Annotated in this window: 24 protein-coding genes; 17 read left to right on the forward strand and 7 right to left on the reverse strand. The window is 65.3% G+C overall.

Annotated elements, in window-relative coordinates:
* The first annotated feature begins 144 nt into the window (after window positions 1-144).
* Window positions 145-1,527: an RICIN domain-containing protein gene (locus tag CP556_RS16515; RefSeq protein ID WP_394340744.1), complete on the forward strand. Its 1,383-nt coding sequence runs from the start codon at window positions 145-147 to the stop codon at window positions 1,525-1,527.
* Between the two features lie 126 nt (window positions 1,528-1,653).
* Window positions 1,654-2,103, forward strand: coding sequence for a hypothetical protein (locus CP556_RS16520; RefSeq protein ID WP_098726611.1), 450 nt, complete (start codon window positions 1,654-1,656; stop codon window positions 2,101-2,103).
* 97 nt (window positions 2,104-2,200) lie between these two features.
* On the opposite strand, the gene CP556_RS16525 is transcribed toward CP556_RS16520, so the two are convergent.
* From CP556_RS16525 to CP556_RS16535, 3 genes are all read right to left on the reverse strand, one after another.
* Window positions 2,201-2,770, reverse strand: a complete 570-nt coding sequence (locus tag CP556_RS16525) for a DUF7344 domain-containing protein (RefSeq protein WP_098726612.1) — start codon at window positions 2,768-2,770, stop codon at window positions 2,201-2,203.
* Between the two features lie 410 nt (window positions 2,771-3,180).
* A complete protein-coding gene (locus CP556_RS16530) occupies window positions 3,181-3,879 on the reverse strand; it encodes a helix-turn-helix domain-containing protein (RefSeq protein ID WP_098726613.1) in 699 nt (232 codons plus the stop codon).
* A 379-nt stretch (window positions 3,880-4,258) separates the two neighbouring features.
* A complete protein-coding gene (locus CP556_RS16535) occupies window positions 4,259-5,182 on the reverse strand; it encodes an HhH-GPD family protein (RefSeq protein WP_098726614.1) in 924 nt (307 codons plus the stop codon).
* Between the two features lie 172 nt (window positions 5,183-5,354).
* Between CP556_RS16535 and CP556_RS16540 the strand changes: the two genes are divergently transcribed.
* Window positions 5,355-5,624 (forward strand): hypothetical protein, encoded by a 270-nt coding sequence (locus CP556_RS16540; RefSeq protein ID WP_098726615.1) that lies wholly within the window; start codon window positions 5,355-5,357, stop codon window positions 5,622-5,624.
* Window positions 5,625-5,706: 82 nt separating this feature from the next.
* Window positions 5,707-6,030, forward strand: coding sequence for a ribbon-helix-helix protein (locus tag CP556_RS16545; RefSeq protein WP_098726616.1), 324 nt, complete (start codon window positions 5,707-5,709; stop codon window positions 6,028-6,030).
* 432 nt (window positions 6,031-6,462) lie between these two features.
* Here CP556_RS16545 and han read toward each other — a convergent pair whose 3' ends face one another.
* Window positions 6,463-8,367, reverse strand: a complete 1,905-nt coding sequence (gene han, locus CP556_RS16550; protein WP_098726617.1) for a Hef-associated nuclease — start codon at window positions 8,365-8,367, stop codon at window positions 6,463-6,465.
* 265 nt (window positions 8,368-8,632) lie between these two features.
* Between han and CP556_RS16560 the strand changes: the two genes are divergently transcribed.
* Window positions 8,633-9,130 carry a Mov34/MPN/PAD-1 family protein gene (locus CP556_RS16560; protein WP_098726618.1) on the forward strand — a complete coding sequence of 166 codons (498 nt, stop codon included), beginning with the start codon at window positions 8,633-8,635 and terminating at the stop codon, window positions 9,128-9,130.
* Between the two features lie 100 nt (window positions 9,131-9,230).
* Entirely contained in the window at window positions 9,231-9,662 is a 432-nt protein-coding gene (locus CP556_RS16565; protein ID WP_098726619.1) for an FAD synthase family protein, read from the forward strand.
* A 122-nt stretch (window positions 9,663-9,784) separates the two neighbouring features.
* On the opposite strand, the gene CP556_RS26055 is transcribed toward CP556_RS16565, so the two are convergent.
* From CP556_RS26055 to CP556_RS16575, 3 genes are all read right to left on the reverse strand, one after another.
* On the reverse strand, window positions 9,785-9,940 hold the full coding sequence (locus CP556_RS26055; protein WP_176548219.1) for a hypothetical protein: 156 nt from the start codon (window positions 9,938-9,940) through the stop codon (window positions 9,785-9,787).
* 125 nt (window positions 9,941-10,065) lie between these two features.
* Window positions 10,066-11,793: a dihydroxy-acid dehydratase gene (gene ilvD / locus CP556_RS16570; RefSeq protein ID WP_098726620.1), complete on the reverse strand. Its 1,728-nt coding sequence runs from the start codon at window positions 11,791-11,793 to the stop codon at window positions 10,066-10,068.
* Between the two features lie 153 nt (window positions 11,794-11,946).
* Window positions 11,947-12,654, reverse strand: coding sequence for a glycosyltransferase family 2 protein (locus CP556_RS16575; protein ID WP_098726621.1), 708 nt, complete (start codon window positions 12,652-12,654; stop codon window positions 11,947-11,949).
* A gap of 146 nt (window positions 12,655-12,800) precedes the next feature.
* Here CP556_RS16575 and CP556_RS16580 point away from each other — a divergent pair, with 146 nt between their 5' ends.
* The 11 genes from CP556_RS16580 (at window position 12,801) to CP556_RS16630 (ending at window position 22,944) form a co-directional block, all read left to right on the forward strand.
* The gene (locus CP556_RS16580; RefSeq protein WP_098727445.1) at window positions 12,801-13,787 is read left to right on the forward strand and encodes a beta-ribofuranosylaminobenzene 5'-phosphate synthase family protein; all 987 of its coding nucleotides are present in this window, start codon (window positions 12,801-12,803) and stop codon (window positions 13,785-13,787) included.
* Between the two features lie 46 nt (window positions 13,788-13,833).
* Window positions 13,834-14,670 carry an RAD55 family ATPase gene (locus CP556_RS16585; protein WP_098726622.1) on the forward strand — a complete coding sequence of 279 codons (837 nt, stop codon included), beginning with the start codon at window positions 13,834-13,836 and terminating at the stop codon, window positions 14,668-14,670.
* A gap of 67 nt (window positions 14,671-14,737) precedes the next feature.
* Window positions 14,738-15,613, forward strand: a complete 876-nt coding sequence (locus CP556_RS16590) for a hypothetical protein (protein ID WP_176548220.1) — start codon at window positions 14,738-14,740, stop codon at window positions 15,611-15,613.
* On the forward strand, window positions 15,610-16,317 hold the full coding sequence (locus CP556_RS26060) for a DUF8135 domain-containing protein (protein WP_098726623.1): 708 nt from the start codon (window positions 15,610-15,612) through the stop codon (window positions 16,315-16,317). Before CP556_RS16590 ends, CP556_RS26060 begins: the two co-directional genes overlap by 4 nt.
* Before the next feature lie 57 nt (window positions 16,318-16,374).
* Entirely contained in the window at window positions 16,375-16,704 is a 330-nt protein-coding gene (locus CP556_RS16600; protein WP_098726624.1) for a transcription factor S, read from the forward strand.
* A gap of 201 nt (window positions 16,705-16,905) precedes the next feature.
* Entirely contained in the window at window positions 16,906-17,634 is a 729-nt protein-coding gene (locus CP556_RS16605; protein ID WP_098726625.1) for a cupredoxin domain-containing protein, read from the forward strand.
* 129 nt (window positions 17,635-17,763) lie between these two features.
* Complete coding sequence (locus CP556_RS16610) at window positions 17,764-18,495, forward strand: GNAT family N-acetyltransferase (RefSeq protein ID WP_098726626.1); 732 nt, start codon at window positions 17,764-17,766, stop codon at window positions 18,493-18,495.
* Window positions 18,496-18,587: 92 nt separating this feature from the next.
* On the forward strand, window positions 18,588-19,877 hold the full coding sequence (dinB, locus tag CP556_RS16615) for a DNA polymerase IV (RefSeq protein ID WP_098726627.1): 1,290 nt from the start codon (window positions 18,588-18,590) through the stop codon (window positions 19,875-19,877).
* Window positions 19,878-20,013: 136 nt separating this feature from the next.
* A complete protein-coding gene (locus CP556_RS16620) occupies window positions 20,014-21,342 on the forward strand; it encodes a J domain-containing protein (protein ID WP_098726628.1) in 1,329 nt (442 codons plus the stop codon).
* A gap of 118 nt (window positions 21,343-21,460) precedes the next feature.
* Window positions 21,461-22,003 (forward strand): helix-turn-helix domain-containing protein, encoded by a 543-nt coding sequence (locus tag CP556_RS16625; protein WP_098726629.1) that lies wholly within the window; start codon window positions 21,461-21,463, stop codon window positions 22,001-22,003.
* Between the two features lie 71 nt (window positions 22,004-22,074).
* Window positions 22,075-22,944: an alanyl-tRNA editing protein gene (locus tag CP556_RS16630; RefSeq protein ID WP_098727446.1), complete on the forward strand. Its 870-nt coding sequence runs from the start codon at window positions 22,075-22,077 to the stop codon at window positions 22,942-22,944.
* Window positions 22,945-23,017: the final 73 nt, after the last annotated feature.

Below are 23,017 nucleotides of genomic sequence, written 5' to 3' on the forward strand. Positions count from 1 at the left end.
TTCCGGCCCGGCCATATGAGTGCCTTCATATTTGAGTATAATTCATCTAGTAAAAATATATATTTACTGTGAGATAATTGTATCCAGCCAGGATCCATGAACCACTCACGGCGGCAGTACTTGAAAACGGCGGCGGCATCGGCGATGATCGGCGCGGGATCGATGCGTTCGCTCGTCGGGTCGGCGGTGGCGCAGTCCGGTGCCGCACAGTACGGACTCAACGACGGGTTCGCGGACACCTCGTGGCTCGAGAACGAGAACGTACAGGTAATCCGGGTTACGGAGCCGACCCGGAGCGCGGTCGCGGACGCGTTCCAGATGAGCGGCCCGCGCCTCGTCGTCTTCGAGACCAGCGGGACGATCGATCTCGGAAACAATAATCTGGCGATCACGGAGGACAACTGCTGGATGGCCGGCCAGACTGCACCCTCACCCGGGATCACGTTTATCAAAGGTGCCGTCCAGATCGGGGCTAACGACTGCGTCGTCCAGCACATCCGGTCTCGGATCGGCCCCGGCAACGGCTCGATCCAGGGCAACGACGCGTTCAACACCCAGGACGGCACGCAGAACAACGTCGTCGACCACGTGACGGCCTCGTGGGGTGTCGACGAGTGTCTCTCCGTCGGCTACGATACACAGAATACCACGGTCATCAACTCGCTGATCTACGAGGGGCTGTGGAACCCCTACGGCAACGAGGGCGACCACAACTACGGCACGCTCGTCGGCGACGGCGCGTCGAACGTGACGCTGGCAGGCAACGTCTGGGCGAAGTGTCGCGGCCGCCTCCCGCGGCTCAAGGGCGACACGAGCTCGGTCGTCGTCAACAATCTCACCTACTTCTTCGATGAGTCGGCGAACGCCGATAGCTCCGCCACCACGAGCTTCGTCAGCAACGTCTACACGGGAATGAACGATACCAGCGACCCGATTCTCGAGGGGACGCCTACGGCCTACCACCGGGACAACGTGACGGCCGATCCGGCGCTCGACGGCCAGTCGTTCGCGGAGGTCCCGAGCACGGGTTCGCCGCCGCTGTGGCCCAGCGGCCTCTCCGAACTGCCCGCGGGCGACGTCGAAAGTCACAACCTCGCGAACGCGGGCGCACGGCCGGCCGACCGGACCGGCAGCGATCAGCGGATCATCCAGGAGATCAGTGATCGCGCCGGCAACGATCGTCTCGATTCGCCCTACGATTACTGGGTCGGTCACCACGACGAGGTCGGCGGCTATCCGTCTCTCACGGTGAACACGCACTCGCTGTCGGTCCCTGACAGCGGCCTGCGCGATTGGCTGGCGGAGTGGGCGAGCGCCGTCGAGAGCGGCGGCTCGCCGCCTGGATCCGGCGATGGCGACGACGGGAGCGCGAGCGGCCCGATCGCGACGGGCATCTACGAAATCGTCAACGTCCACAGCGGCCAGCTACTCGAGGTGGCGAACGCCTCGACGGCCGACGGTGCGAACGTCCAACAGTGGCCCGACACCGGCGGTGCCAACCAGCGCTGGACGTTCCGATCAGTCTGAGACCGATCGCCCTTAAGACGGCAACTGGTACAGCCGGAGGGCCTTCCACTGGAAGCTCCTCGACTCGGACGCGTGAGACGCCTCCGCTATGGAGGCACCAGCCATGGTATGCATCTCACGCATCCTATGATCGGCACAAACGTGGTGGTTGCTGGCTGTGCGCTCGCTCTCGCGGTCGCGATCGGTCTGGTGGCCCACGAGTGGGCACACGCGACGGTGCTTCGACTCGCTCGCGTCGAGTACTCCGTCTCCTATTTCCCCGGCCGCCCCGACGGGATCGTCGCGCTGGTAACGACCCGTCCGTGGGCCGCCGTCTATCCTCGGCCGACCGGGAACGAATCGCCGTGGGCGCTGCGCCTCGCTGCACTCGCACCCGCCCTCCTCGCGATTCCGGCTTTCGGACTGGCCGCCGCCGGCTACGTGACGAGCGACACGCCGATAGTCGCCGCCGCGACCATCGGCTGGCTCGCCTGCGCGCTTCCCAGCCCGCAGGACTTTTCGGTCGCGTTCCACGTCCACCGGCTCCTCGAGCGGTCCCGTGAAACGAACGCGATTGCACCGCCCCGCGCCGATTGACGGTCGTCACTCGACTATCGCGCTCGGAGAACACCGGAGCGCTATCGGCGGAACGTCCTCACCGAGACGGTATCGGCGGAACGTCCCCGCCAAGGCGCTATCGGCGGAACACGCCGGTCGACCACGCGTGTATTCCCGTCACGGTGGCAAACGCGACGAGAACGAGTCCCGCACCGACGAGTCCGGAAACCGGAACGATCCCCGCCGCGATCATCCCGAGAAGCAGGCCACAGAGGGCGATTGTCGCCGCGTACCGTCGCGGCCACCGTTCGGATGACAGGGCCTGATGTGGGGGCTCGAGATAGGGACGCAGCCGTGCCACGAGTGGCGTTGGCTCGACCCAACCGCGGTCTTTGTCGTACGTGACGATTCCGTGATTGTCGAGTTTCGGCAGGTGAGATTGATACAGCGAAATGTAGACCCGCTGGCGCTCGTTGGAACTCAGGTTTTCGATGGCTGTCTCTTGCTCCCAGGCGGCGACCTGTTCAGAGAGGTCTCGCAACCGGACCCGTCCACCCTCTTCGTGGAGGTACCGGAGCACGTCCCGACGGCGCTTCGTCTGCAGAAGGTGATAAATATCGTCGAGTGAGAGATCAGCCGGACCGTCGACGGCATCGGATGCGTGCGGTGATTTACTGACGGCATCCGTCTGGCTGCGTTCGACCACTCGAATTCACGACTGACAGTATTATCGTTCAACAGATAAAACTATTCACTCGTTGACCCGCAGGATCGGTCGTTCGGCGACGGAAACAGTGTACGGGTCGTGAGACGACCCGTCACGGATCCGGTACCAGCGCGGTCACACAGCCACGAATGACCGCGCGTCGTAATTGAGCACGGGTGATCTACCGGCGTCACAGCGCTTGTCGGTGTTTCGGCCGGTCGGCATCACGCCGACACCCTAGTGTCTCTCTGTCCAATATTAAAGCTATCTATTGAGACAAATACACTGATAGGCAGTTCAGAATAAAACTATAACGAGAAATAAGGGCATGGTTTGGATACAACGGCAATACTTTCGGTACGGGATGATGAATTCACCGCAGTCGTATACTCGAGCAACGAGCGGACCAATTAGGGATCTATCTCCATCGGTGCAGTTCGCTCGGACAGTTCCGCGCTGACGAGGGCGGCGTGACTCCGCCGGAGTCGTTCCGAGAGCGCCTGATGTGAGACGTCGAGCTCCGCGGCCAACTCCTTGAGCGTCACCCCCCTCGGGATGTCGAAGTAGCCGAGTTCGTGCGCCTTGCAGATCGTCTCGTACTGCGTTTCGGTCAGGGGTGTTTGCGCGCTCGCGAGATCGTCGATACCGCTAATTCGGGTGACGACGGCCTGGTACTCGTATTGCTCGAACAACTCGTGACACGTCGACACCGATTCCCGATCGTCGAACAGTAACTTCAGCATCCACCGCCCGTTCGCTCCTCGAGCCGTCAGGATCGCGCCGTCGGTCTCGGTGACGATCTGTTCGAGCAGTTTCACGTCGTCTCCGAACTCGAGTCGGAACAACCAGCGATCGTTCTGCCCGGGCGTCACTCCGTCGTCCGCCGCGGACTCGTCAGCGTCGTCGGCGATGGTCGCGATCACGTCGACCGACGGATCCGCCTCGAGCGCCTGCTCGACCGTCTCGCGGTCCGGGCCGTTCGTCCAGACGAGCGGCGACGACCCACCGATCATCCCGCCGACCTGAAACTCGAACGTCGACACTCGATCGAACGTCCGGGCGAAGCCGAGTCGCGCAGCCGGAATCTCGAGTTCGACGACTGTGGTCATCACCGAAGTCCACCACGAAGACGTATAGACGGGTTTGGTTTCCGGTAGCCTTTCCCGCCACCCAATTCCGATGACTATCGCTTCCGTCGGACTCTCCAGTCCGCTAATTAGTTGCTGTTGTGGGGGATCCGCGTGTATTCAGTCGATTTCACAATCGTCACGCCCGATTCGCGAGACGAGGACCACCGCCTCAGTGCCGAATTTTCGGGCCGATGAAACGGCCGAACGGGATCGAGGCGGATTCCGAGAGCGTTCTCAGTTCCTGTAATTCCCGGGTAGCTACAAGTATCACGGCACCGTTGTTTCACCCGGCCAACGGGAAACTCTGGCCGACAGGGAATGCAGGCCGTTCGGCGTTATTCTTCACGTGAGGCGCGTTCTACCGTCGAAGCCGTGCAATAGGAGTGTCTCCGTCGCAATCGAACTCGACCAGTCCGTCCGACTCGAGATCGGTTACTATCCCCTCGAGCCACTCCCGTCCGTACTCGCCGTCGGGAGTGTAGTCGACGCGGACGCGGTGACCGAGGGTATCCACGTCAAGTTCGTCGTACTCCCGGAGCGTGGCGATTACGCGGCCGCGAAACTGCCGGCGGCTCCCCTCGAAACTCGGCTGCGTGGGCACGTCGGGTGCGGTAAAGTCACCGCTCGCGTAGGCCCCGCACCACTCGCGCCACGGACAGCCCGCCTCGTCACAGCGGGGCGTCTGCTCGCAGGCGACGCCGCCGAGTTCCATGATCGCGTTGTTCCAGACTCGAGACCGATCATCGGGCATGAGTTCGCTCGCGGCCTCCTCGAAGGCCGCGTCGTCGTCCGGGACGTCGAAGGCCCGATAGAGGACGCGTTTGACGTTCGTGTCGACGACGGCGTCGCCGTTGTTAAAGGCGAAGCTCGCGACCGCGTTGGCGGTGTACGGACCGACGCCCATCAGCTCCTGGAGTTCCTCGGGCGTTTCGGGGAAGTCGCCGTCGTACTCCTCCTCGACCTGCCCGGCGGCCTCGTGGAGGTACTTCGCTCGGTTGTTGTACCCGAGACTGTGGTCCGTCCAGAAACCCACGACCTCGGCGCGATCGGCGGCCGCCAGCTCGGCGGTCGTCGGCCAGCGCTCGAGAAATTCCTCCCAGGCCTCGACGACGCGGCCCAGTTGGGTCTGCTGGCTCATCACCTCGCTGACGAGGATCTCGTAGGGATCGTCGGTCCGCCGCCACGGGAAGTCGCGGTGGTCGTCCTCGTACCACCCGATCAGCGCCTCGCGAACGACCGTCGGATCGTCGGGCAACGCCCACTCCTGGGCCTCGGCTGTCATCGACGGGGGTTACACCGTCGGCTGTAAGTCAGTGTCGCAATTCGCTTGCCCACCCTCGGCAAATTCGCAACCGGGTCGGTCAACAATCGCGGGACGCGATGTCGTATCGGTGAGAGCCCGACGCCGGAACCGCCCGAATATTTTTCTCACTCTGATACGATAGTCGGGGGCGATGAATTCCCAGTCGCTCGGCCCGACACTGATCGGTATCGGTTTCGCAGTGATCGTCGCTCCGTTCGTCGTCCTGTTCTTTCTGGCGATCGGCCCCGCCGGATGGGTGCTCATCGGTGGGTCGCTCATCGTGATCGGGATCGCGGTCTCTCTGCGTGACGCTTCCGGGTACGACGATGGCGACCATCTCGAGCGGACGAACTGCGTCGACTGCGGTGCGCGAATCGATGCCGACGCCGACGCCTGTGACCACTGCGGAGCCGTCCGCTGAGTCAACGGGCGAGTTCGGGATGCCAGTTCCCGGGTCGAAGCGACCGCGAAAGGTCTATCCGACGCGCTCGAGTCCCTCCCCTATGAGCCTCGATGATCTCAACGACGAACTGACGGACTCCTACACCGGTATCGGCGACGACCTCACCGTCTCGCTGGATCGCGAAACGCGCAACGAACTCGCACTGCTCGAGACAGCCCTCGAACCCGAGGAGACGGACGAACTGGTTCGCCGGGCGATCCACATGCTCTTTCAGTCGACCGTCGACACCGGGAAACTCGACTTCCAGCTGCGGTCGGCCTACGACGTGACCTACGACGAATATCTCTCCGGAATGACGTTCGAGGAGATGACTGGTGCGGATCAGTATCCATCGATGGACGACGAGCGACGCTACCAGTTCTGACGGCCGTATCCCGCTTGCGACCGATTTCCGCTCTGCGATACCTGTTCGAGGTGTATTACTATGCGTTCTAGTCCCATTGTATTATTCAACCGTCATAATAGGCGAGCTTATACACGTCCAGTTCTTCGATTTGTGTATGGCAATAAGTCAACATTCGCTCGAAACCGAATATCACTGTCCGGACTGTTCGGGGACACTCGCGACTCGCTACGACTCGCTCGCTTGTGACGATTGCGGCTACACGCCGCGTCACGGCGCTGACTAAAGCGATCACTGCTGTCGAGAGAATCGAACCGAAAACCGACCGCCGACCGCTTTTTCCCGTGTCGCTTCGTTGCTCAAGCGTCGCCGCGTCCCGATCGTTGTACCGGGTTCCCGGCGCAACTGCGACCGTCCGACGATTGCACCGTCACCGACTGACAGCAGTCCGTCTCAGTCGTCGATCGGCGCTGCGCTCGAGAGCGCTTCGTCGATGTCGGCCTCGGCCATCTTTTCGACTAAGGCGTCGATCACTTCCTCGCGCTTGCCGGTGACGAACTTGATCGAGCCGACGACGAGGTGGCCGCCGCCGGAGACGCCGCCGCCCGCGATTTCGGCCTCGAGTTCCGAGACCATGTTCGGAATGTCCAGTCGAACGCCATCGGAGCGCAGGACGGCGAAGTCCGGGCCGTAGCCGACCGTGATGACCGGGTCGCCGGTCTCCTCGATCTTGCGGTCGTGAATCTCACCGGTGGTCTTCCCCGGCGCGGGGTAGGTAAAGCGGTGGGCGTAGTTCTCGACGTCGATCCGGTAGAGGTGGGCTCCGTTTGCGAGCGTCTCGTGCTCGAGATGGGGCATCGCGGCGTCGAGTTGCTCGTCGACTTCCTCGCGGCCGCGATCGGCGAAGAAATCGACGAGGTCGCGGTGGCGCTGTTCATCGTCGCTGTCGACCTGCAGTAGGTCCTGAATCAGTTGGTCGCCGGAGTTATAGCGCAGCCAGAAGGCGGCGTAATCCAGCGCCTCGCTGACGTTCTGGAGACGGTCCTCGTCGTATCCCTCCTCGGCGGCGAGATCGATGTAGTCGTCCATCGCGTCGGCCTTCGATCGATCCGAGAGTCCGGCGACGGCAGGGACGTGGCGGAGTTCGTCGCCCAGATCGGGGTAGATCATCCGCGCGAGTTCGACGCAGAGCATCCCCGTCGTGATTCGGTAGTCCTCGTCGTGGAGGTACGGATTGACGTGGGCGTCGAGCAGGTCCTCGACCGCGTCCGGATCGGGGTGGTGGTGGTCGACCGTGACGATCGGGATGTCGTAGTGGGCCAGCGTCTCGTAGGCTGGCACGTCCTCGGCCGTCGAGCCGTTGTCCAGCATGAGGAGGAGCGGCAGTTGCTGGCCGTGTTTCTCGCGGTCCTCGAGCGCGAAGTTCAGGTCCCGCGTGGCGTCTTCCATCTCGTAGAAGGGGGCCTTCGCGGGGAGGCGCTTGATGAGGTGGCGCGGCGCGTTCTCGTCCTCGTGAACCTCGGCGATGAACCGCTGGAGCGCGATCTGGACGGGGACGGCGGCGCACATGCCGTCGCCGTCGGCGTGGTGGCGCACGCGGATCGGACGCCCCTCGAGCACCGTCCGGCGGAGCAGTCGGGCGACTTCCTCGAGGTCGGGCCGAAGTTTCTCGAACGCCGGCCAGTCGATCAGCGGGTCGACGTCGTGGGGTTCAGCGCGGGCTTCGAGGGCGACCTCGAGGCGGTCGCGAGCCTCGGCGGCGTCTTCGTCCTCGAGTTTCGAGAGGCCGTCGACCTCGATCTGGACCGAGCCTTCGCGGTGTTCCGGCGTTCCCGTCACGCGGACGACGTCGCCGACTTCGATAGTGGGGTAGGCGCGGACGCCGGCCTCCTCGAAGGCGGCGCAGGGAACGACGCCGTTCTCGTCGGCGACGTGGAAAATCGTCGGCCCGCCGGTCTGCTTGACCTGCGTCACGACGCCCTCGAGGTGGATCTGTTCGCCCACGGTCGCCTCGAGACGGTCGGTTCCGGTTAGGGAGTAGTCGTGAGAGACCGTCTCGAGCGCGTAGTCGTCGATGTCGACCGGTTCGAAGGCGAGGTCGCCGTTCTCGCGGATGCTTTCGAGTTTGACGACGAGTTCGTCGCCGACGCCGTAGGTCCCCTCGAGAACTGATTCGTGGACGAGTCCGGAGACTGAGTCGGAGAGATCGACGAAGACGCCGTAGTCGACGATGCCGTTGATCTCGGCGAGATAGGAGCGACCGGTCTCAACGTCGTCAGCGGTACAATCGGGAGCGAGATCGTAAACGACGGAATCCCCGTCGTCTGCGCCGGGTTCCCCGGCGGAGTCACGCGTCATCTTGAGTCGAAGTTTGGGGGTGGTCGCGTATAACCCTTGTCAAGAGGGGATGTCGTCTCGAGTCGGTCACTGAGCGCGACGGCTCCTACGACGTGGAGAGTGCGGCGGTCTGTGAGAACGAGGACGGTGAGGACGTGATGCGAGCCGAGATCGACGGTCTCATTCCGAAAGATGCGATTTCGGCCGACGAATAGGGGTATACTGGTGGGTCAAGGCGAACCCGCGCATCGGAACGTTTAGCAACCGCAAGGCCGCAGGGGGGAGTATGGGGCTGTTCGACGCGCTGTTCCGCTCGAGCGAGATCCTCGGTATCGCCGAGGAGACCCTCGAGTTCGCCCTCGAGTCCTCGGAGGCGTCCCACCCGAACGAATACATGGGGTTTCTCCGGGGGACCGAGGCCGAGCGCCTGGACCTGGATCGGGAGGGCCTCGTCATCACGGATATCCTCGTGGTGCCCGGCACCGAGTCCAACAGCGTCAGCGCGACCGTCAAGACGAACCAGATTCCCAACGACGTGAAGGCGCTGGGGAGCATCCACTCCCACCCGAACGGCGTTATCAGCCCGAGCAACGCGGATCTGGACACGTTCGGTCGCGGGAGCGTCCACGTCATCATCGGTGCGCCCTACCGCCGAACGGACTGGAAGGCGTTCGATTCGCAGGGCAAGCCGACGCAACTCACAGTAATCGACGTCGACCTGCCCGAGACCGAGGACTTCTTCGATTTCACGCAGGCGGATATCGACGAGGAACTTCGACGATGAGACCCGCTATACTCGAGACGATGCTATCAGTGACTACCGCACCGATTACGACGGGATCGACACGGAAGGCGCCCGCCGCCGAACGGGGGGCGATGGGGCGATGACGCGGACGGTCATCGCCCAGGGAACGTTCGACATCCTCCATCCCGGCCACATCCACTACCTCGAGACGGCCGCCGCGATGGGCGACGAGCTGTACGTCATCGTCGCCCGCAAGACGAACGTCGACCACAAGGAGGCGCCGATCTGCCCCGCGACGCAACGGCGGGACGTCGTCGGCGCGCTCGAGGCCGTCGACGAAGCGATACTCGGCCACGAGGAGGACATCTTCGTCCCGATCGAAGAAATCGATCCCGACGTGATCGCGCTCGGCCACGACCAGCACCACGATGACGAGGCCATCGCGGCCGAACTCGAGCGCCGCGGGATCGGCTGTTCGGTCCGCCGGGCGAGCGCGCTGGAATCGACCGACGACGAGCAACTGCTCTCGACTCGGCTGATCATCGATCGGATCCTCGAACGACGCGCGTAAGTGGTCGCTCGGGCGGAATCAGCCGTCCGATCGACCGGAATTGGCCGTCCGATCGACCGGAATTGGCTGTCCGATCGACCGGAGACGGCCGTCTCGAGTTGCGTCCGGTGGGCCGATCCCGTTCAGTTTTCGAGGACGACCGGCGGCGGGAGCCGGAGCGAATCGACCGTGTGTCCCGTCTCCACGAAGTGTTCGATCGCATTTTCCGAGACCTCCGCTTCGGTGTAGCCGTCGTCGGTGCTGATTTGCCAGTCACACTCGAGGCAGTACTTTCTCATCGGTCTAGCTGGTAATCGATCACAAAGGCGGGAAAGACTCGTGCAGGAAATCGAAGGGAGTGGTGTCGCGAAACCGTCGCCCGGAAGCGGGTGAGTCGATACGGCCGGCCGGGAACGCTTGCCGATCAGTCCTCTTTGACGCCGGGGTTGGTCACGGCACCGTTGGCGGCCGAGCCGAAGTCGCGACCGAACTTCGCCAGGACGCCGGTCTCGTAGTTGGGGTCGGGTCGGTCCCACTCCTCGCGGCGTGCCTCGAGTTCCTCGTCGCTGACGTCGACCGCGAGGGTTCGCTCGGCGATGTCGATGGTGATCACGTCGCCGTCCTCGATGAGACCGATGGGGCCGCCGGCGAACGCCTCGGGGGCGACGTGGCCGATCGAGAATCCGCGCGTCGCGCCGGAGAAGCGCCCGTCGGTGATGAGCGCGACGTCCTCGGCGTGGCCCTGACCGGCGACCGCGCTCGTGACGCCAAGCATCTCACGCATTCCGGGCCCGCCCTGTGGCCCCTCGTTGCGGATGACGATCACGTCGCCGCTCTCGACGCGTCCCTCTTGGACATACGCCATGGCGTTTTCCTCGTCCTCGAAGACGCGGACGGGTCCTTCGTGGTGGAGCTCGTCGTCGCCCGTGACCTTGAGGACCGAGCCGCCGGGCGCGAGGTTCCCCGTCAGGATCCGAATGGCACCCTGCTCGTCCTTCGGCTCGTCGACGGTGTAGAGGAAGTCGGCGTCGATATCTTCGATCGCCGGCGGGTCGAGCGCCTCGAGTTCCTCGCCGATCGTGTTCCCCGTGACCGTCAGCGCGTCGCCGTGGAGCAGGTCCGCCTCGTAGAGAGCGTTCAGAACGACCGGGATGCCGCCGACTTCGTGGAGGTCCTGCATGACCCGCGTCCCGCCGGGCTGTAGGTTTGCGATCTTCGGCGTCCGCCGGCTGATCTCGTCGAACTCCTCGATGGAGAGGTCGACGCCGGCTTCGGCGGCCATCGCCAGCAGGTGGAGGACGGCGTTGGTCGAGCCGCCGATGGCGACCTGCAGCGCGATGGCGTTTTCGAACGACTCCTTGCCGAGGAAGTCGGAGGGTTTGCGCTGTTCCTCGACGACCTCGACGGCGAGTTCGCCGGCCTCGCGGGCGACCTCGTAGCGCGCTTCGTCCTCGGCGAGCGGACCGGCGCTGCCCAGCGGCGCGAAGCCGAGCGCCTCGGAGATCGAGGCCATCGTGTTGGCGGTGAACATCCCACCACAGGAGCCAGCGCCGGGACAGGCGTTGCGCTCCATCTCGTCGAGTTCATCGCTTTCCATCTCGCCGTCGGCGACGGCGCCGACGCCCTCGAAGAGGTTCTGGACGGTGATCTCTCGGCCCTCGTGCTCGCCGGGCATGATGGAGCCGCCGTACAGGAAGACGGAGGGGAGGTCCGTCCGGATCGAGGCCATCATCATTCCGGGCATGTTCTTGTCACAGCCGCCGATGGTGACCAGCCCGTCCATGCGCTCGCCGAAGGAGACGAGTTCGACGGAGTCGGCGATGAGTTCCCGGGAGATCAGCGAGGCCTTCATCCCCTCGGTCCCCATCGAGATGGCGTCGGAGATGGTGATCGTCCCGAACTCGATGGGCATCCCGCCGGCCTCGTCGACGCCCTCGAGCGCCGCGCCGGCGACGTCGTCCAGGTGGACGTTACACGGCGTGATGTCGGCCGCCGGATTCGGGACGCCGATCATCGGCGCGCCGAAGTCCTCGTCGTCGAACCCCATGGCGCGGAACATCGCGCGGTGTGGGGCCTTGTCCGGTCCCTCCGTCACTTCGCGGCTCCGCAACTGCTCGTCTTTCCCGTAGTCGAACCGATCGTCGCTGCTCATGCCCCTCCCTTGACTCGGAACCCGTATAAGTCGTCCTTTCTCGGCCAATCGTTCGTCCAAGCCCGCGTTGTGCGAACACGTTCGTCAACGAACGCTGATAGTCGATCCGAGATGGAGTCCGCGCCGCGCGGCAACGGTCCCGCTCGCTCGAGGTTAGAAGTACCCCTGCGCCGGCGATCGGCCGGGTACTACGTAGTTCAGGTAGCCGACGAGATACGTCCAGCAGAGCCGTCCGTAGCCGACCCGTTCCTGCCGGCGAGTCGACGTATCGACGGGACAGGTATGGTCGTACGCGACGGTCCCCTCGCGGCGCAGTCGCAACGAGAGGTCGGTGTCCTCGAGAAATTCCAAGGAGTCGTCGAAGCCACCGATCGCCTCGAACGTCGTCCGTCGCACGCTGCAGTTACATCCCGGCTGCTGGACGAAGCCGACCGGCCAACACGCGCGATACCACCAGTCCGAGAGGAGCCGAAAGCACGCTCGGTGACGGAGCCCATTCTCGAGTGGCCGGAGCGGTCCGCCGATGCCGACGACGTCGGGTGTGGCGTAGTGTCGGTGGTGGCGTCGAACCCACGACGCCGGGACGACCGTATCGGCGTCGGTGAACAGGAGGACATCGCCACCGGCGACGGCTGCACCTCTATTTCTGGCCGCCCCGGGCCCCTCCCTGCGGTCGTCGACGACCACCCGATCGACGACCGAATGGGCTCGAGCGACCCGCACCGTTTTCGCGCCGCTCGCGGCGACGATCACCTCGAGATCCCCGTCGAACCGCTGGGCGGCGAGCGAGTCCAGGGTTCGCTCGATTCGTTCCCCCTCGTCGCGGGCGGGGACGACGACGGACGCGTCGACTGTCCGCATCGTCGGTGACTGTCGGCGGGAGCGACATAACCGCTGTGCCCCGTCGGCTCGAGCGCGTGGGCAGCGGTGACACCGTCGCGACGGTCCCAGTCGTTGCCACCGTCGAAACCCCCTTCCCGGGGGCTTTCGTAGCGGTGGATACCATCATGGCGACCGCGACCGTCAGCGCGGGTGCGCGACTCCACGTCGGCTTTCAGAACCTCTCGCTCGCTCGCGAGCGGCTCTACGGCGGTATCGGCGTCGGGCTCGCGGAGCCCCGGGTGACCGTTACCGCCGAGCCGGCCCCGACCGTCCGGGCCGACGACTCGCTCGTTCGGACGTACGCGAGCCGCGCCGTCGACGTCCTCGACGTCCCCGGCGTCGCGATCGACGCCGAGGAGTCCCTGCCACGCCACGTCGGCCTCGGCAGCGGGACGCAGCTCGCACTGGCCGTGCTCGCGGCGACCGCGCGGGCCCACGGCCTCGAGCCTCGAGTTCGGACCCACGCGCCGGCGATGGGCCGGGGCGGCCGCAGCGGGGTCGGCGTCGCAACCTTCGAGCGCGGCGGGTTCGCCGTCGACGCCGGCCATCCGACGAACCGCTTTACGACCGAGCCGCCGGCGGAGGGCGACTGGACGGTGCCGCCGGTCGTCGCCCGCCACGACCTGCCCGCAGACTGGCGGTTTCTCGTCGTCGTTCCCGACGCGGATCCCGGCCGCAGCGGCGACGACGAGGACGCGAGCATGCGCGCGGTCGTCGAGCGAGCCGATCCCGCTATCGCCGACGAGATCGCCGGCGTCGTCACCCGGAAACTACTGCCGGCCGCGGCCGCGGGTCGACTCGAGCCGTTCGGCGAGGCCGTCGCCGAAATCGGCCGGAAAAACGGTGCCTGGTACGCCGACGCGCAAGGCGGCGTCTTCCGGCCGCCCGCGGGCGAACTCGTCGAAGCGCTCGAGGAGTGTCAGGTCCTTTCCGGCGTCGGCCAGTCGTCGTGGGGACCGGTCGTCTACGGCGTGACCGATACCGGACACGCCGACGAGGCCGAAGCCGCGGCCGAGGACGCGCTCGCCGATCGCGGGCTCGAGGGCCGGATCATTCTCGCGGAGCCGGCGGAGGCCGGGGCTCGAGTTCGAGCGGACGGCGACGACCGGTAGCAGGATGGCCCACAATACGTAAGCCCCTCGGTCAGAACGGACAGGTATGGAGCGGATGCCGCTCGGAATCTCACGGCTCGACCGAACGATCGGCGGCGGTGCACCGACCGGGAGCGTCGTCCTCCTGGCCGGCGAATCCGGTGCCGGGGCGCGGGAGTTCTGTTACACGAGCGCCGCGATGAACGGGCTTATCGACGCCGATCCCGAACTGTTCGACCTCTACTACGGCGACCTCGAGCCGGGGACGACGGTCCCCGAGGCCGTCCACTACGTCTCGTTTACGGACGAACGAAGCGCCATCGTCAGCGAAATGGAGTTCGTCATGGACGAGGAACTCGTCCGGGCGGGGACGGACGACGTCTCGTTCGTCGAACTCGCCGAGGAGTACTTCCAGCTGACGCCGGTTCCGACCGCCTGGTACGCCGAGGGGATGGCCGACATCACCGAACTCGGCTCGCACAACGAGCGCACCGACGTCCTCGAGGCGCTGGGCGAGTACCTGACCGAGCACGCGACGGGGAACCTCGTCGTGATCGACTCGCTGACCGACCTCGTCGCGGTGGCCGACGACCGGCTCGGGCTGTCGGACCTGACCGTCCTGCTGAAAGGGCTCAAACGGGCGTCACACCGCTGGGGCGGCGTGATCCTGTTGCTCATCAACTCGGACCTCCTCGAGCCCACGGAGCTCGGCCGGATCAAGGAGGCAACCGACGGTACGCTACTGTTCGAGTGGGAGAGCGGCGGCTCGGAGCGAGCGCGCACGCTCGTCGTCGAGCAGTTTCGCGGCGTGCTCTCCCGGCTCGAGGACGAGGATATCGTCAGGTTCGAGACCGAGATCCACGACGGCGGGTTCGATATCAGCAACGTCAGGAAGATTCGGTAGCGGTCGATCGGCTCAGCGACTGAGTTCGAACCAACGCTTATCCGACTGATGACCCTATTAGGAGCAGATGTCGAGCCAGGACCACGACGAGGGCGATTTCTCGTTTCCGCTGCCCGCCGACGTCGACGACTGGCTGACTACTGAGGCGGCTCGACGCGACGAGAGCCGAGACGAAGTCTGTCGCCGGCTGCTGACCGCAGCGCACACCGCCGCGACGGACGACGACCTGGCGGTTGCTGACCCAGACGAGCTGTCGGCCGTCCGGCGCCGGCTCGAGAGCCAGCGCGAGGAGTTCACGGACCTCCTCGAGGACGTCCGCTCCCGCGTGATTCAGGTCAAACGCGAGACCGACGGGAAGGCGCCGATCGATCACGACCACCCCACCGCCGCGACCGCTGACGATCTCGCGGCGGTTCGCGACGATCTCGCCGCGCTCGAGGAAACCGTCGATCGCGGGTTCGATAACTACGAGGCGATTCTCGAGGGGCTCCTCGAAGACGCCGACGAACTCGAGGACAGATCGACGCTGCTCGCGCGGGCGGTGATCGAACTCCGGGAGGAGCGGGATGCGATCGCGGACGAACGGCGGCGGCGAGCGGCGACCGAGCGACTCCAGCGCGCGGCGAACCAGCTGGGGATTCGAACGGCGACCTGCGCCGACTGTGGCTCGAGTGTCGATCTCGCGCTGTTGACCGCCCCCGCGTGTCCGCACTGCGAAAGCCGGATTTCGGACGTCGCGAAACGCTCGTCGATCTTCGGCTCCCACCGGCTCGAGACCGATGAGCCGCCGGCGCTCGAAGGCCACGTCGAGAGCCCGGCAGGCTCGACGACCGACGCGGTTTTCGAGGCGATCGAGTCGGAGGCGGAATCCGAAATGAGGAACAGTAACGACGGAGACGGGACCGATATGACCGAGACCGACACCGGAGCGCCCGATCGATGACCGACGACGCGAGCCGTGACGAGGGAGACGGCGACGATGCGAACGGAACGGAATTTACCCACGACGAGAACCGGGATCCGACGCGTAAGGCCGATGATAACGGGTCACGAACGGTCGACGCCGACGATGAGGTGGACCGGCCAGAGGACGAGGTGGACCGGCCGGACGACGACGGCGACGACGTGAACGGCCGATCGGATCCGCTCGAGGATCTCGCCGCGACGGTCTCCGACGACGGTCGCGAGCGCTCGAGTCCGCCCGATTTCGACGACCTGTTCGATCGACACGACGCCGCCGATATCGACGGCGACCGGCTCTGGGAGCGACTCGAGGCCGATCGTATGGAGGAGTCAAGCGGTGCGGGCGAATCGGCTGCTGGAGACGGATCGAGCGGGAAAGACGGGTCGGTCGGGGAAGACGGGTCGAGCGGGACAAATGACACGACCGAGACAGCCGACTCGAGCGGGACGGGCGAGTCGTCCGACTCGGCCGAGCCGGGTGGTGCGCTCCGGCTGGCTGAGCGGGAAATACGGGAGGTCGAGAAGCGCTCGTACTGCCAGGGCTGCGAGCACTTCACCGAGCCACCCGATGTCGACTGTACTCGCGACGGAACCGATATCCTCGCCGTCACGACGATGCAGACGTTCCGGGTTGCGGACTGTCCGTTCGTCCTCGAGGACGAAGCGCTCGAAAACCGGCACTGACGACGCGGCTCGAGTGAAGTGGTGTCTTTTTGCGTGCCCAGTTCGTAGCCATCCATCATGCAGTTTTGCGACGACTGCGGTTCGATGATGAAAGCCCGCGGCGACCGCATGGTCTGTACGAACGACGACTGCGGAGCCTCGAGCGAACGTGACCGCGAGCAGGAAGACGCGTTTGTCACGACGGAGTCACAGACCGACGGCGAGGTGATCGAATCCAGCGAGGAGGCCAACTTCGAGGGAAAACCGAAGGCGACGGACATCATCTGCGACGAGTGCGGTGCCGAGGAGGCGTGGTACACGCTCAAGCAGACCGCCTCGGCCGATGAGCCGCCGACGCGCTTTTTCAAGTGTACCGAGTGTGGATACCGCTGGCGGGAGTACAACTGATTCCGTGACTCGAGCACTAATTCCGTGATTCGAGTCGAGACGCGTGCGTATACTGCTTGTTTCGACTTCGAGACGGTCTCTCGAGTATTCGAGACTCTGGAAACGATACCGTACAGATCCAAGTAACAATTCATTTATAAGAACGGATTAGCCGTCCAATGTCCCTTCATAACTAATTCGGGGTCGAGACAGATGGCGGGCATGGACCGACGACAGGTTCTGAAAGCGGCCGGTGTAACGTCGACGATTCCGTTCGCGTCCGGACTCGGCGCAGCGAGCGGGGGCGACAACCGAGGCGGTGGTCGGGAACAGCGAGCGTGTCCGCAGTCGAACTGCATCCATCCGGTGCTCGGCTATTCGGGCCTCGAGGGCGACGGGCAACTGCCAGAATCGCTGCAGCCCGACCACGAAGTTGATCTGGTAACGTGCCCGCAGGAGGGGCGACCGGTGCCGGAGTTCTACTTCGAGCCGACGGGACGCTTCGTCGAGACCGGAGACGTCGTGCGATTCAATCTCGTGACGCCGGATCACACCGTCACCGCGTACCATCCACGGCTCGGTCGCCAGCGTCGCGTTCCGGAGGGCATCCCGCCGTTTTCCTCACCGGTACTGGGAACGGACGCGTTCTGGCTGTACCGCTTCGACGAACCGGGCGTCTACGACGTGCTCTGTGCGCCCCACGAGATCTTCGGCATGGTGATGCGGATCGTCGTCGGGGAACCGACCGCGGAGTTCGGCCCGGAGGGGACCGTCGAGACCGAAGGCGGTGAGATAGAGCTTCGCCCCCCGGCGCTTACCGCAGCACTGGTATACGACGATCCGATGCTGAAGCCCGCGACGATCGCGGAGCAGGGATCCATCAGCTGGGACGATCTCATGCCCGAGAGCAAACGGCTCCTGGTGGAGTTCCCCGAACCGCCGGCGGAATAGTCGGTCGAGACGCGGTTTTGCGGCTGGATCGTCGGTGGTTCGTACCGAGGCCAACTGTGACCGGCCCGATTTGAATGTGATGAGTTGCCAATGAACAAGGAATAAGCGAGAGTGGCCCGTACTGTTCGTATGGACGCGAGAGAACAGCCGGCGTTCGCCTCCGATGCCAGCAGGCGCATTTACGAGTACGTCGAGCGGCACGGGACCGCCGAACGACGCAAATTACCGGACATCGTCTCCCTCCCGTCCGAAGAGTTTCGAACGTGTCTCGAGCAACTGAAATCGGACGGCTACCTCGAAGAGGAGAACGGAACGCTCCGGATCGCACTCGAGTTCGGTGCCATCGAAAAGCACGAATTGGACGAGTTTACCGTCACCGTTCGCCCCGGTCGTCAGCGGGACTTCGACGGCCTCATCGAGACGATCCGAGACGTTACGGCCGAAGAGACCTACGTCGTCGCCGAGACGATCGCCGAGCAACTCCTGTACGAAACCGCCGTCACCAGACACAACGCGGTGCAGTCCCGGCGGTTCTTCGTCGCGACTGTCGACGGGGATGTCATCGGGTGGACCCACCTCGATCTTCAGCAGGTTGACTCGGTTCGTGAAGTCGCCCGACAGACAGTTGGCGTTCGCGACACCTATCGTGGGCACGGGATCGGCAGCACGCTCCTCCAGCGAGGGGTCGAGTGGGCCGAAGCGAACGGGTATCGGAAACTCTACAACAGCATCCCCGTCATCAACGAGACCGCACTCGAGTTCCTCACGGCTCACGGCTGGAATACGGAAGCGATCCGGAAGGACCACTACACGATCGACGGCGAGTACGTCGACGAAGTGATGATGGCCTACGAACTGTAACGTTGCTACCGTGACCGAGCACGGCCTGTCCCTCGGCCCTCGAATCGGGGCGCAACGTTCACATCGGTCCGGACGAATCCACCGGTAGACGAATGTCTGATGGGCCGCGGCTCCCGGGCGTCGACGGCGAGGACGACGAGGATCGTATCGTCTGCCACGTCGACGCCGACTGCTTCTACGCCTCCTGCGAGCGACTGCGCGAGCCCGACCTCCGTGGCGAACCCCTCGTCGTCGGGATGGGCTACGAGGAAGGAGACACCATCGGTGCGGTCGCCACCGCAAGCTACGAGGCCCGCGAGTTCGGCGTCGAGAGCGCCCAGGCCATCTCGACAGCTCTCGAGCGCCTCCCCAGACGCGCGGCCTACGAGGCCGGCGAAACGGACGACGACGTCGAGCGCGAGGAGACCGGCTACTACCGGTCCGTCGACATGGATTACTACGAGTCGGTCGCAAGCGAGGTCCGGGAGATCCTCCACGAGTGCGCCGACACGGTCCGCGAGGTGAGTATCGACGAGGCCTATCTCAACGTGACCGAACGCACCGCCTGGGAGGTCGCGGACGGCTTCGCCCGCCACGTCAGGGACCGCATCCGTCGGGAGGTCGGCGTCACCGTCAGCGTCGGCGTCGCACCGACGATGAGCACAGCCAAGATCGCTAGCGATTTCGACAAGCCGGACGGGCTCACAGTTGTCGAACCTGGCGAGATCCGGGAGTTCCTCGCGCCGCTCGAGGTCGACCTGCTCCACGGCGTCGGTCCCGTGACCGCCCGCGAGCTTCGGGAAATGGGCCTCGAGACGGCGGGCGATGTCGCCGCGACCGATCCGGAGCCGCTGGTCGACCGATTCGGCGAGCGCGGCCGGGAACTGTACGATCGCGCCCGCGGGGAGGACGATCGCCGGGTCGAGCCGAAGGGCGACCCCAAGAGCTTCTCTCGGGAATCCGCGTTCGCCGAGCCCGTCGACGCGCCCGCTCCGAAGTACGAACTGATCGACACCCTCGCGGCCGCCGTCGCGGACCGCGCGCAACGGGAAGGGGCGCTGTACCGGACCATCGGCGTCAAAGCCGTTACGCCGCCATATGACGTCAACACGCGCGAACGATCCCTCTCCGGGCCGGTCGACGACCCGGAACTCGTCGACCGCATCGCTCGAGACCTGTTCACCGAGTTCGAGTCCGATCCCGTGCGCAAACTCGGCGTCCGGGTGGCCAACCTCGAGTTCGTCGCCGCCGATCAGGCCAGCCTCGAGAGCTGGGAGCGGAGCGGGGACGGGTTCGAGACCGACGCGGGCGACGGGTTATCCGATGGGGAACCGGAATCGGACCCGGAACCAGCCGGCGACGACCCGTCAGCCGGGCAGTCGTCGCTCGCGGATTTCTCGTAAGCCGGCGCTCGTGGCAACGGCCGAAATACCCACGGTACTCGAGTGAGGACGATCCGGACGGAAACCGGAAAGAACACTGAAATTATAACCCCTCCCCCACAATCCCACTCACAGACGATACCATCTCCACGCTCACATGACAGATGATTTTTACGACCTTCTCGAGATCTCTCCCGACGCCTCCCAGGACGAGATCAAGGACGCGTACCGCGAACAGGTCCGGGTCTATCACCCCGACCTGAACGACGACGACCGCGCGCAGGCCCAGTTCACCGCGGTCAAGACGGCCTACGATATTCTCGGCGATCCGGTCGAGCGCCAGGCCTACGATCGGCTCGGTCACAGGGACTACGTCGCGAAACGGACCAGCGGCCTCCCCTCGCCCGACGTCTGGCAGAGCGATGAGGACGAGGAGGCGGCAGACGGAACGGAGCTGAGCTACTCGGAATCGGAGACGGAATCCGCCTCCGCGTCGACCGCGTCGTCGGCGACGGCCAGCTCCGAGACGGCCGGGTCGAGCGGGACGAGCTCGAGTCGGTCGTCGGCAACGGCGGGTGCGACCGGGGCGACATCGGCGGCCGGCGCGGCCTCGGCCGGGACCGCCGGAAGCACCTCGAGTGCGACCGGGGCCAGCAATGCGACGGGAACCGCCACCGGGGCCGGAACGGGGACGGGGGCTCCCGGTGGGAGCGCCTCGGGGCCGACGAGCCAGGCCGGTGGAACGGCTCACGGAACCGGTCAGTCGAGCGGAACCGGAACTGCGTCCGGCTCTCGATCGGAACCGACGACTCCCAATCCGCTCGTTCGCTGGTGGCGGCGACAGAACTTCTCGCTGCCGTTGATCTGGTTGTCCGTGATCGTCTACACCGTCGGTCTCGGACACTTCGCGCTCGAGAACGGCGAGTCACTCGAATCGCTCTGGGCCGACGTCCGCGCGACGGGCGCGGATCCGTCTGGGATCCTGTCACTGCTTTCGGAGAGCCGTCACGGAATCGAGACGATGACGACGTTCGTCGGGGGCGTCGAGTTCGTGACGCCGCCGCTCGAGCCGACACTGTGGTACGCTGCGCTGGCGGGCGTCGTCGCGCTCGCACTGAGCGCCCTGCTCGTAACTCGCGCCGTCAGCCGGGAGGAGACGTGGGGGGCAGTGACGATCAACGAGACGATCGTCGTCGCCCTCGCGGTGGCCGCCGCGACGACGCTGATCGGCGGTCCCCTGCTCGCGGGGACGGTGCTCATGCCGCTCCTGTTCGCCGTGATCATCCGCAACACGAAGCGCTTGCCCGGCTGGGCGCCGTCGTATCTGTACGTGGTTCCCGTGCTCGCGCCGGCCGCCGGCTTCGGCGCTGCGGCGGCCGGTGTCGCCACGCTTCCCGTCGATCTCGCCGCGTTCGTGATCCTGCCGCTGCTCGGCGGACTGGCGCTGCCCCTGCGGACGACCGTCAGGAAACACTTCGGCCGTTGAGTTCCGGTCCAAAACGAATTCCTTCGAACAAATCCCCTCGAGTGACTGCTATCGAGCCGGTACCCTCTGTCATCCCCCGTACCGAACGGTTAAAATGCGCCAGTAGCCAATGTGTCGCATGGCCAAATATTCGACCGGTTCGTCCGGCGGCGGTGGCGGGACGAACTGCGAACTCTGCGGTGCCGAGAGCAACTCGCTCAGGCTCGCAACGGTCGCCGGAGCCGAACTCGAGGTCTGTCCGGACTGCGCGCCACACGATGATTCGCAGGCCCACGGCCGGGATCGGAACCGGAGCGGCGGCAACTCGAGCGGGAGCGGCTCGAGCGGCGGGAGCTCGAGCGACGGGCCCAGCCGCACGCAGAAGGCGGCCCAGAACGTCGCGAAGGCGAACCCGGTCTGGGACGGCGACTCCGAACACTGGGAGAACGAGGGAACCAACTACGACGACGATCAGTTGCCGTATCTCGTTTCGGACTACGGCGAGACGCTCGTCGAGGCCAGACGGGACGCCGGTCTCCAGCGCGAGGAACTCGCCGACGAGCTCGGCGCACCGGAGAAAGACCTCCTCGCCGTCGAACAGGGACGCGCGACGCAGGCCGGCGTCGGCGGCGGCCTGATCGAGGCCCTCGAGGAGCGACTGGACGTGACGCTCGCCGAGTAATCGATCGCGCTTCGAATTCGCTGACGCGCTCGGCGAGCAGACTTTTAGTGGCGGACGACAGACTCCAACCGATGACCGGGCAACGGGCGGCGGCGGAGCCGTACGCCACGCGGTTCGAGACCGAAGTGACGTCGATCGACGGGCGGCGGGTCTGGCTCGAGCGGAGTCACTTCTACGGGGCGAGCGGCGGCCAGCCGGCCGATCGCGGGACGATCGGCGATATTGCCGTGACCGACGTCGAACTGGTCGACGGCGAGCAAGTTCACGTGCTGGCCGAGGAGCCGTCGTTTCGGCCGGGCCACCGCGTGCTGTGTTCGGTCGACTGGTCGTTCCGAATGTACTGCATGCGAGCCCACACTGCCAGTCACATCCTCGCGGGGGCCGCGCGGCGGCTGCTCGAGGACGGCTCGTACGCCGGCCTGGATATCGGCCCGGAGACGGTCCGGGTCGACCTCGAGACGGCGGCGACCGTCGACGACGAGACGCTGATCGAACTGGACGAAACGGTCAACCGCGTCATCTGGGAGTCGCGGCCGGTGTCGTGGGACGACGTCCCGATCTCGGAGGCGCGCGAGCGCGATGCGCTCGCGTTCGACGCCGAGGCCGACGCGGATGCCGTCGAGAAGGGCCGGGTTCGAGTGGTCACGATCGAAGACGAAACCGACAACCGAAGCGGGAATCGGCTCTCCGGGATGACCGGTCCGACGGATCCGTGGGACGCGACGGCCTGTGGCGGGACCCACGTCCGGAACACCCGCGAGGTCGGCCCCGTCACCGTGTTGGGCCGCTCGAGTCCGTCGGCGGGCGTCTGCCGGATCGAGTTCGCCGTCGGTCCGCAGGCGATCGATCGCCGAACGGCCGAGAAGCGGGCCGCCTTCGCCGCGACGTCGGCGTTAGACGTCGACCTCGAGGACGTGAGCGACGAACTCGAGCGCGCGTGAAGTGACGACGGTCGGCGATTCCCGCTCGAGCGGACGAGGGTGCCGTTCGCAAGCGGTGGGTTCATTTCCGTCG

Source organism: Natrinema sp. CBA1119, assembly GCF_002572525.1.
Taxonomy (GTDB): domain Archaea; phylum Halobacteriota; class Halobacteria; order Halobacteriales; family Natrialbaceae; genus Natrinema.

Bases quoted from the DNA above. Each gene is read 5' to 3' on its own strand.
- CP556_RS16610 (WP_098726626.1), top strand. From the start codon at position 17,764: ATGGACGCGAGAGAACAGCCGGCGTTCGCCTCCGATGCCAGCAGGCGC.
- CP556_RS16535 (WP_098726614.1), bottom strand. From the start codon at position 5,182: ATGACAGCCGAGGCCCAGGAGTGGGCGTTGCCCGACGATCCGACGGTC.
- CP556_RS16545 (WP_098726616.1), top strand. From the start codon at position 5,707: ATGAGCCTCGATGATCTCAACGACGAACTGACGGACTCCTACACCGGT.
- CP556_RS16585 (WP_098726622.1), top strand. From the start codon at position 13,834: ATGGAGCGGATGCCGCTCGGAATCTCACGGCTCGACCGAACGATCGGC.
- dinB (WP_098726627.1), top strand. From the start codon at position 18,588: ATGTCTGATGGGCCGCGGCTCCCGGGCGTCGACGGCGAGGACGACGAG.
- CP556_RS16530 (WP_098726613.1), bottom strand. From the start codon at position 3,879: ATGACCACAGTCGTCGAACTCGAGATTCCGGCTGCGCGACTCGGCTTC.
- CP556_RS16580 (WP_098727445.1), top strand. From the start codon at position 12,801: ATGGCGACCGCGACCGTCAGCGCGGGTGCGCGACTCCACGTCGGCTTT.
- han (WP_098726617.1), bottom strand. From the start codon at position 8,367: ATGACGCGTGACTCCGCCGGGGAACCCGGCGCAGACGACGGGGATTCC.
- CP556_RS26055 (WP_176548219.1), bottom strand. From the start codon at position 9,940: ATGAGAAAGTACTGCCTCGAGTGTGACTGGCAAATCAGCACCGACGAC.
- CP556_RS16520 (WP_098726611.1), top strand. From the start codon at position 1,654: ATGATCGGCACAAACGTGGTGGTTGCTGGCTGTGCGCTCGCTCTCGCG.
- CP556_RS16600 (WP_098726624.1), top strand. From the start codon at position 16,375: ATGCAGTTTTGCGACGACTGCGGTTCGATGATGAAAGCCCGCGGCGAC.
- CP556_RS16630 (WP_098727446.1), top strand. From the start codon at position 22,075: ATGACCGGGCAACGGGCGGCGGCGGAGCCGTACGCCACGCGGTTCGAG.
- CP556_RS16560 (WP_098726618.1), top strand. From the start codon at position 8,633: ATGGGGCTGTTCGACGCGCTGTTCCGCTCGAGCGAGATCCTCGGTATC.
- CP556_RS16565 (WP_098726619.1), top strand. From the start codon at position 9,231: ATGACGCGGACGGTCATCGCCCAGGGAACGTTCGACATCCTCCATCCC.
- CP556_RS16625 (WP_098726629.1), top strand. From the start codon at position 21,461: ATGGCCAAATATTCGACCGGTTCGTCCGGCGGCGGTGGCGGGACGAAC.
- CP556_RS16605 (WP_098726625.1), top strand. From the start codon at position 16,906: ATGGACCGACGACAGGTTCTGAAAGCGGCCGGTGTAACGTCGACGATT.
- CP556_RS16515 (WP_394340744.1), top strand. From the start codon at position 145: ATGATCGGCGCGGGATCGATGCGTTCGCTCGTCGGGTCGGCGGTGGCG.
- CP556_RS16575 (WP_098726621.1), bottom strand. From the start codon at position 12,654: ATGCGGACAGTCGACGCGTCCGTCGTCGTCCCCGCCCGCGACGAGGGG.
- CP556_RS16540 (WP_098726615.1), top strand. From the start codon at position 5,355: ATGAATTCCCAGTCGCTCGGCCCGACACTGATCGGTATCGGTTTCGCA.
- CP556_RS16620 (WP_098726628.1), top strand. From the start codon at position 20,014: ATGACAGATGATTTTTACGACCTTCTCGAGATCTCTCCCGACGCCTCC.
- CP556_RS26060 (WP_098726623.1), top strand. From the start codon at position 15,610: ATGACCGACGACGCGAGCCGTGACGAGGGAGACGGCGACGATGCGAAC.
- ilvD (WP_098726620.1), bottom strand. From the start codon at position 11,793: ATGAGCAGCGACGATCGGTTCGACTACGGGAAAGACGAGCAGTTGCGG.
- CP556_RS16590 (WP_176548220.1), top strand. From the start codon at position 14,738: ATGTCGAGCCAGGACCACGACGAGGGCGATTTCTCGTTTCCGCTGCCC.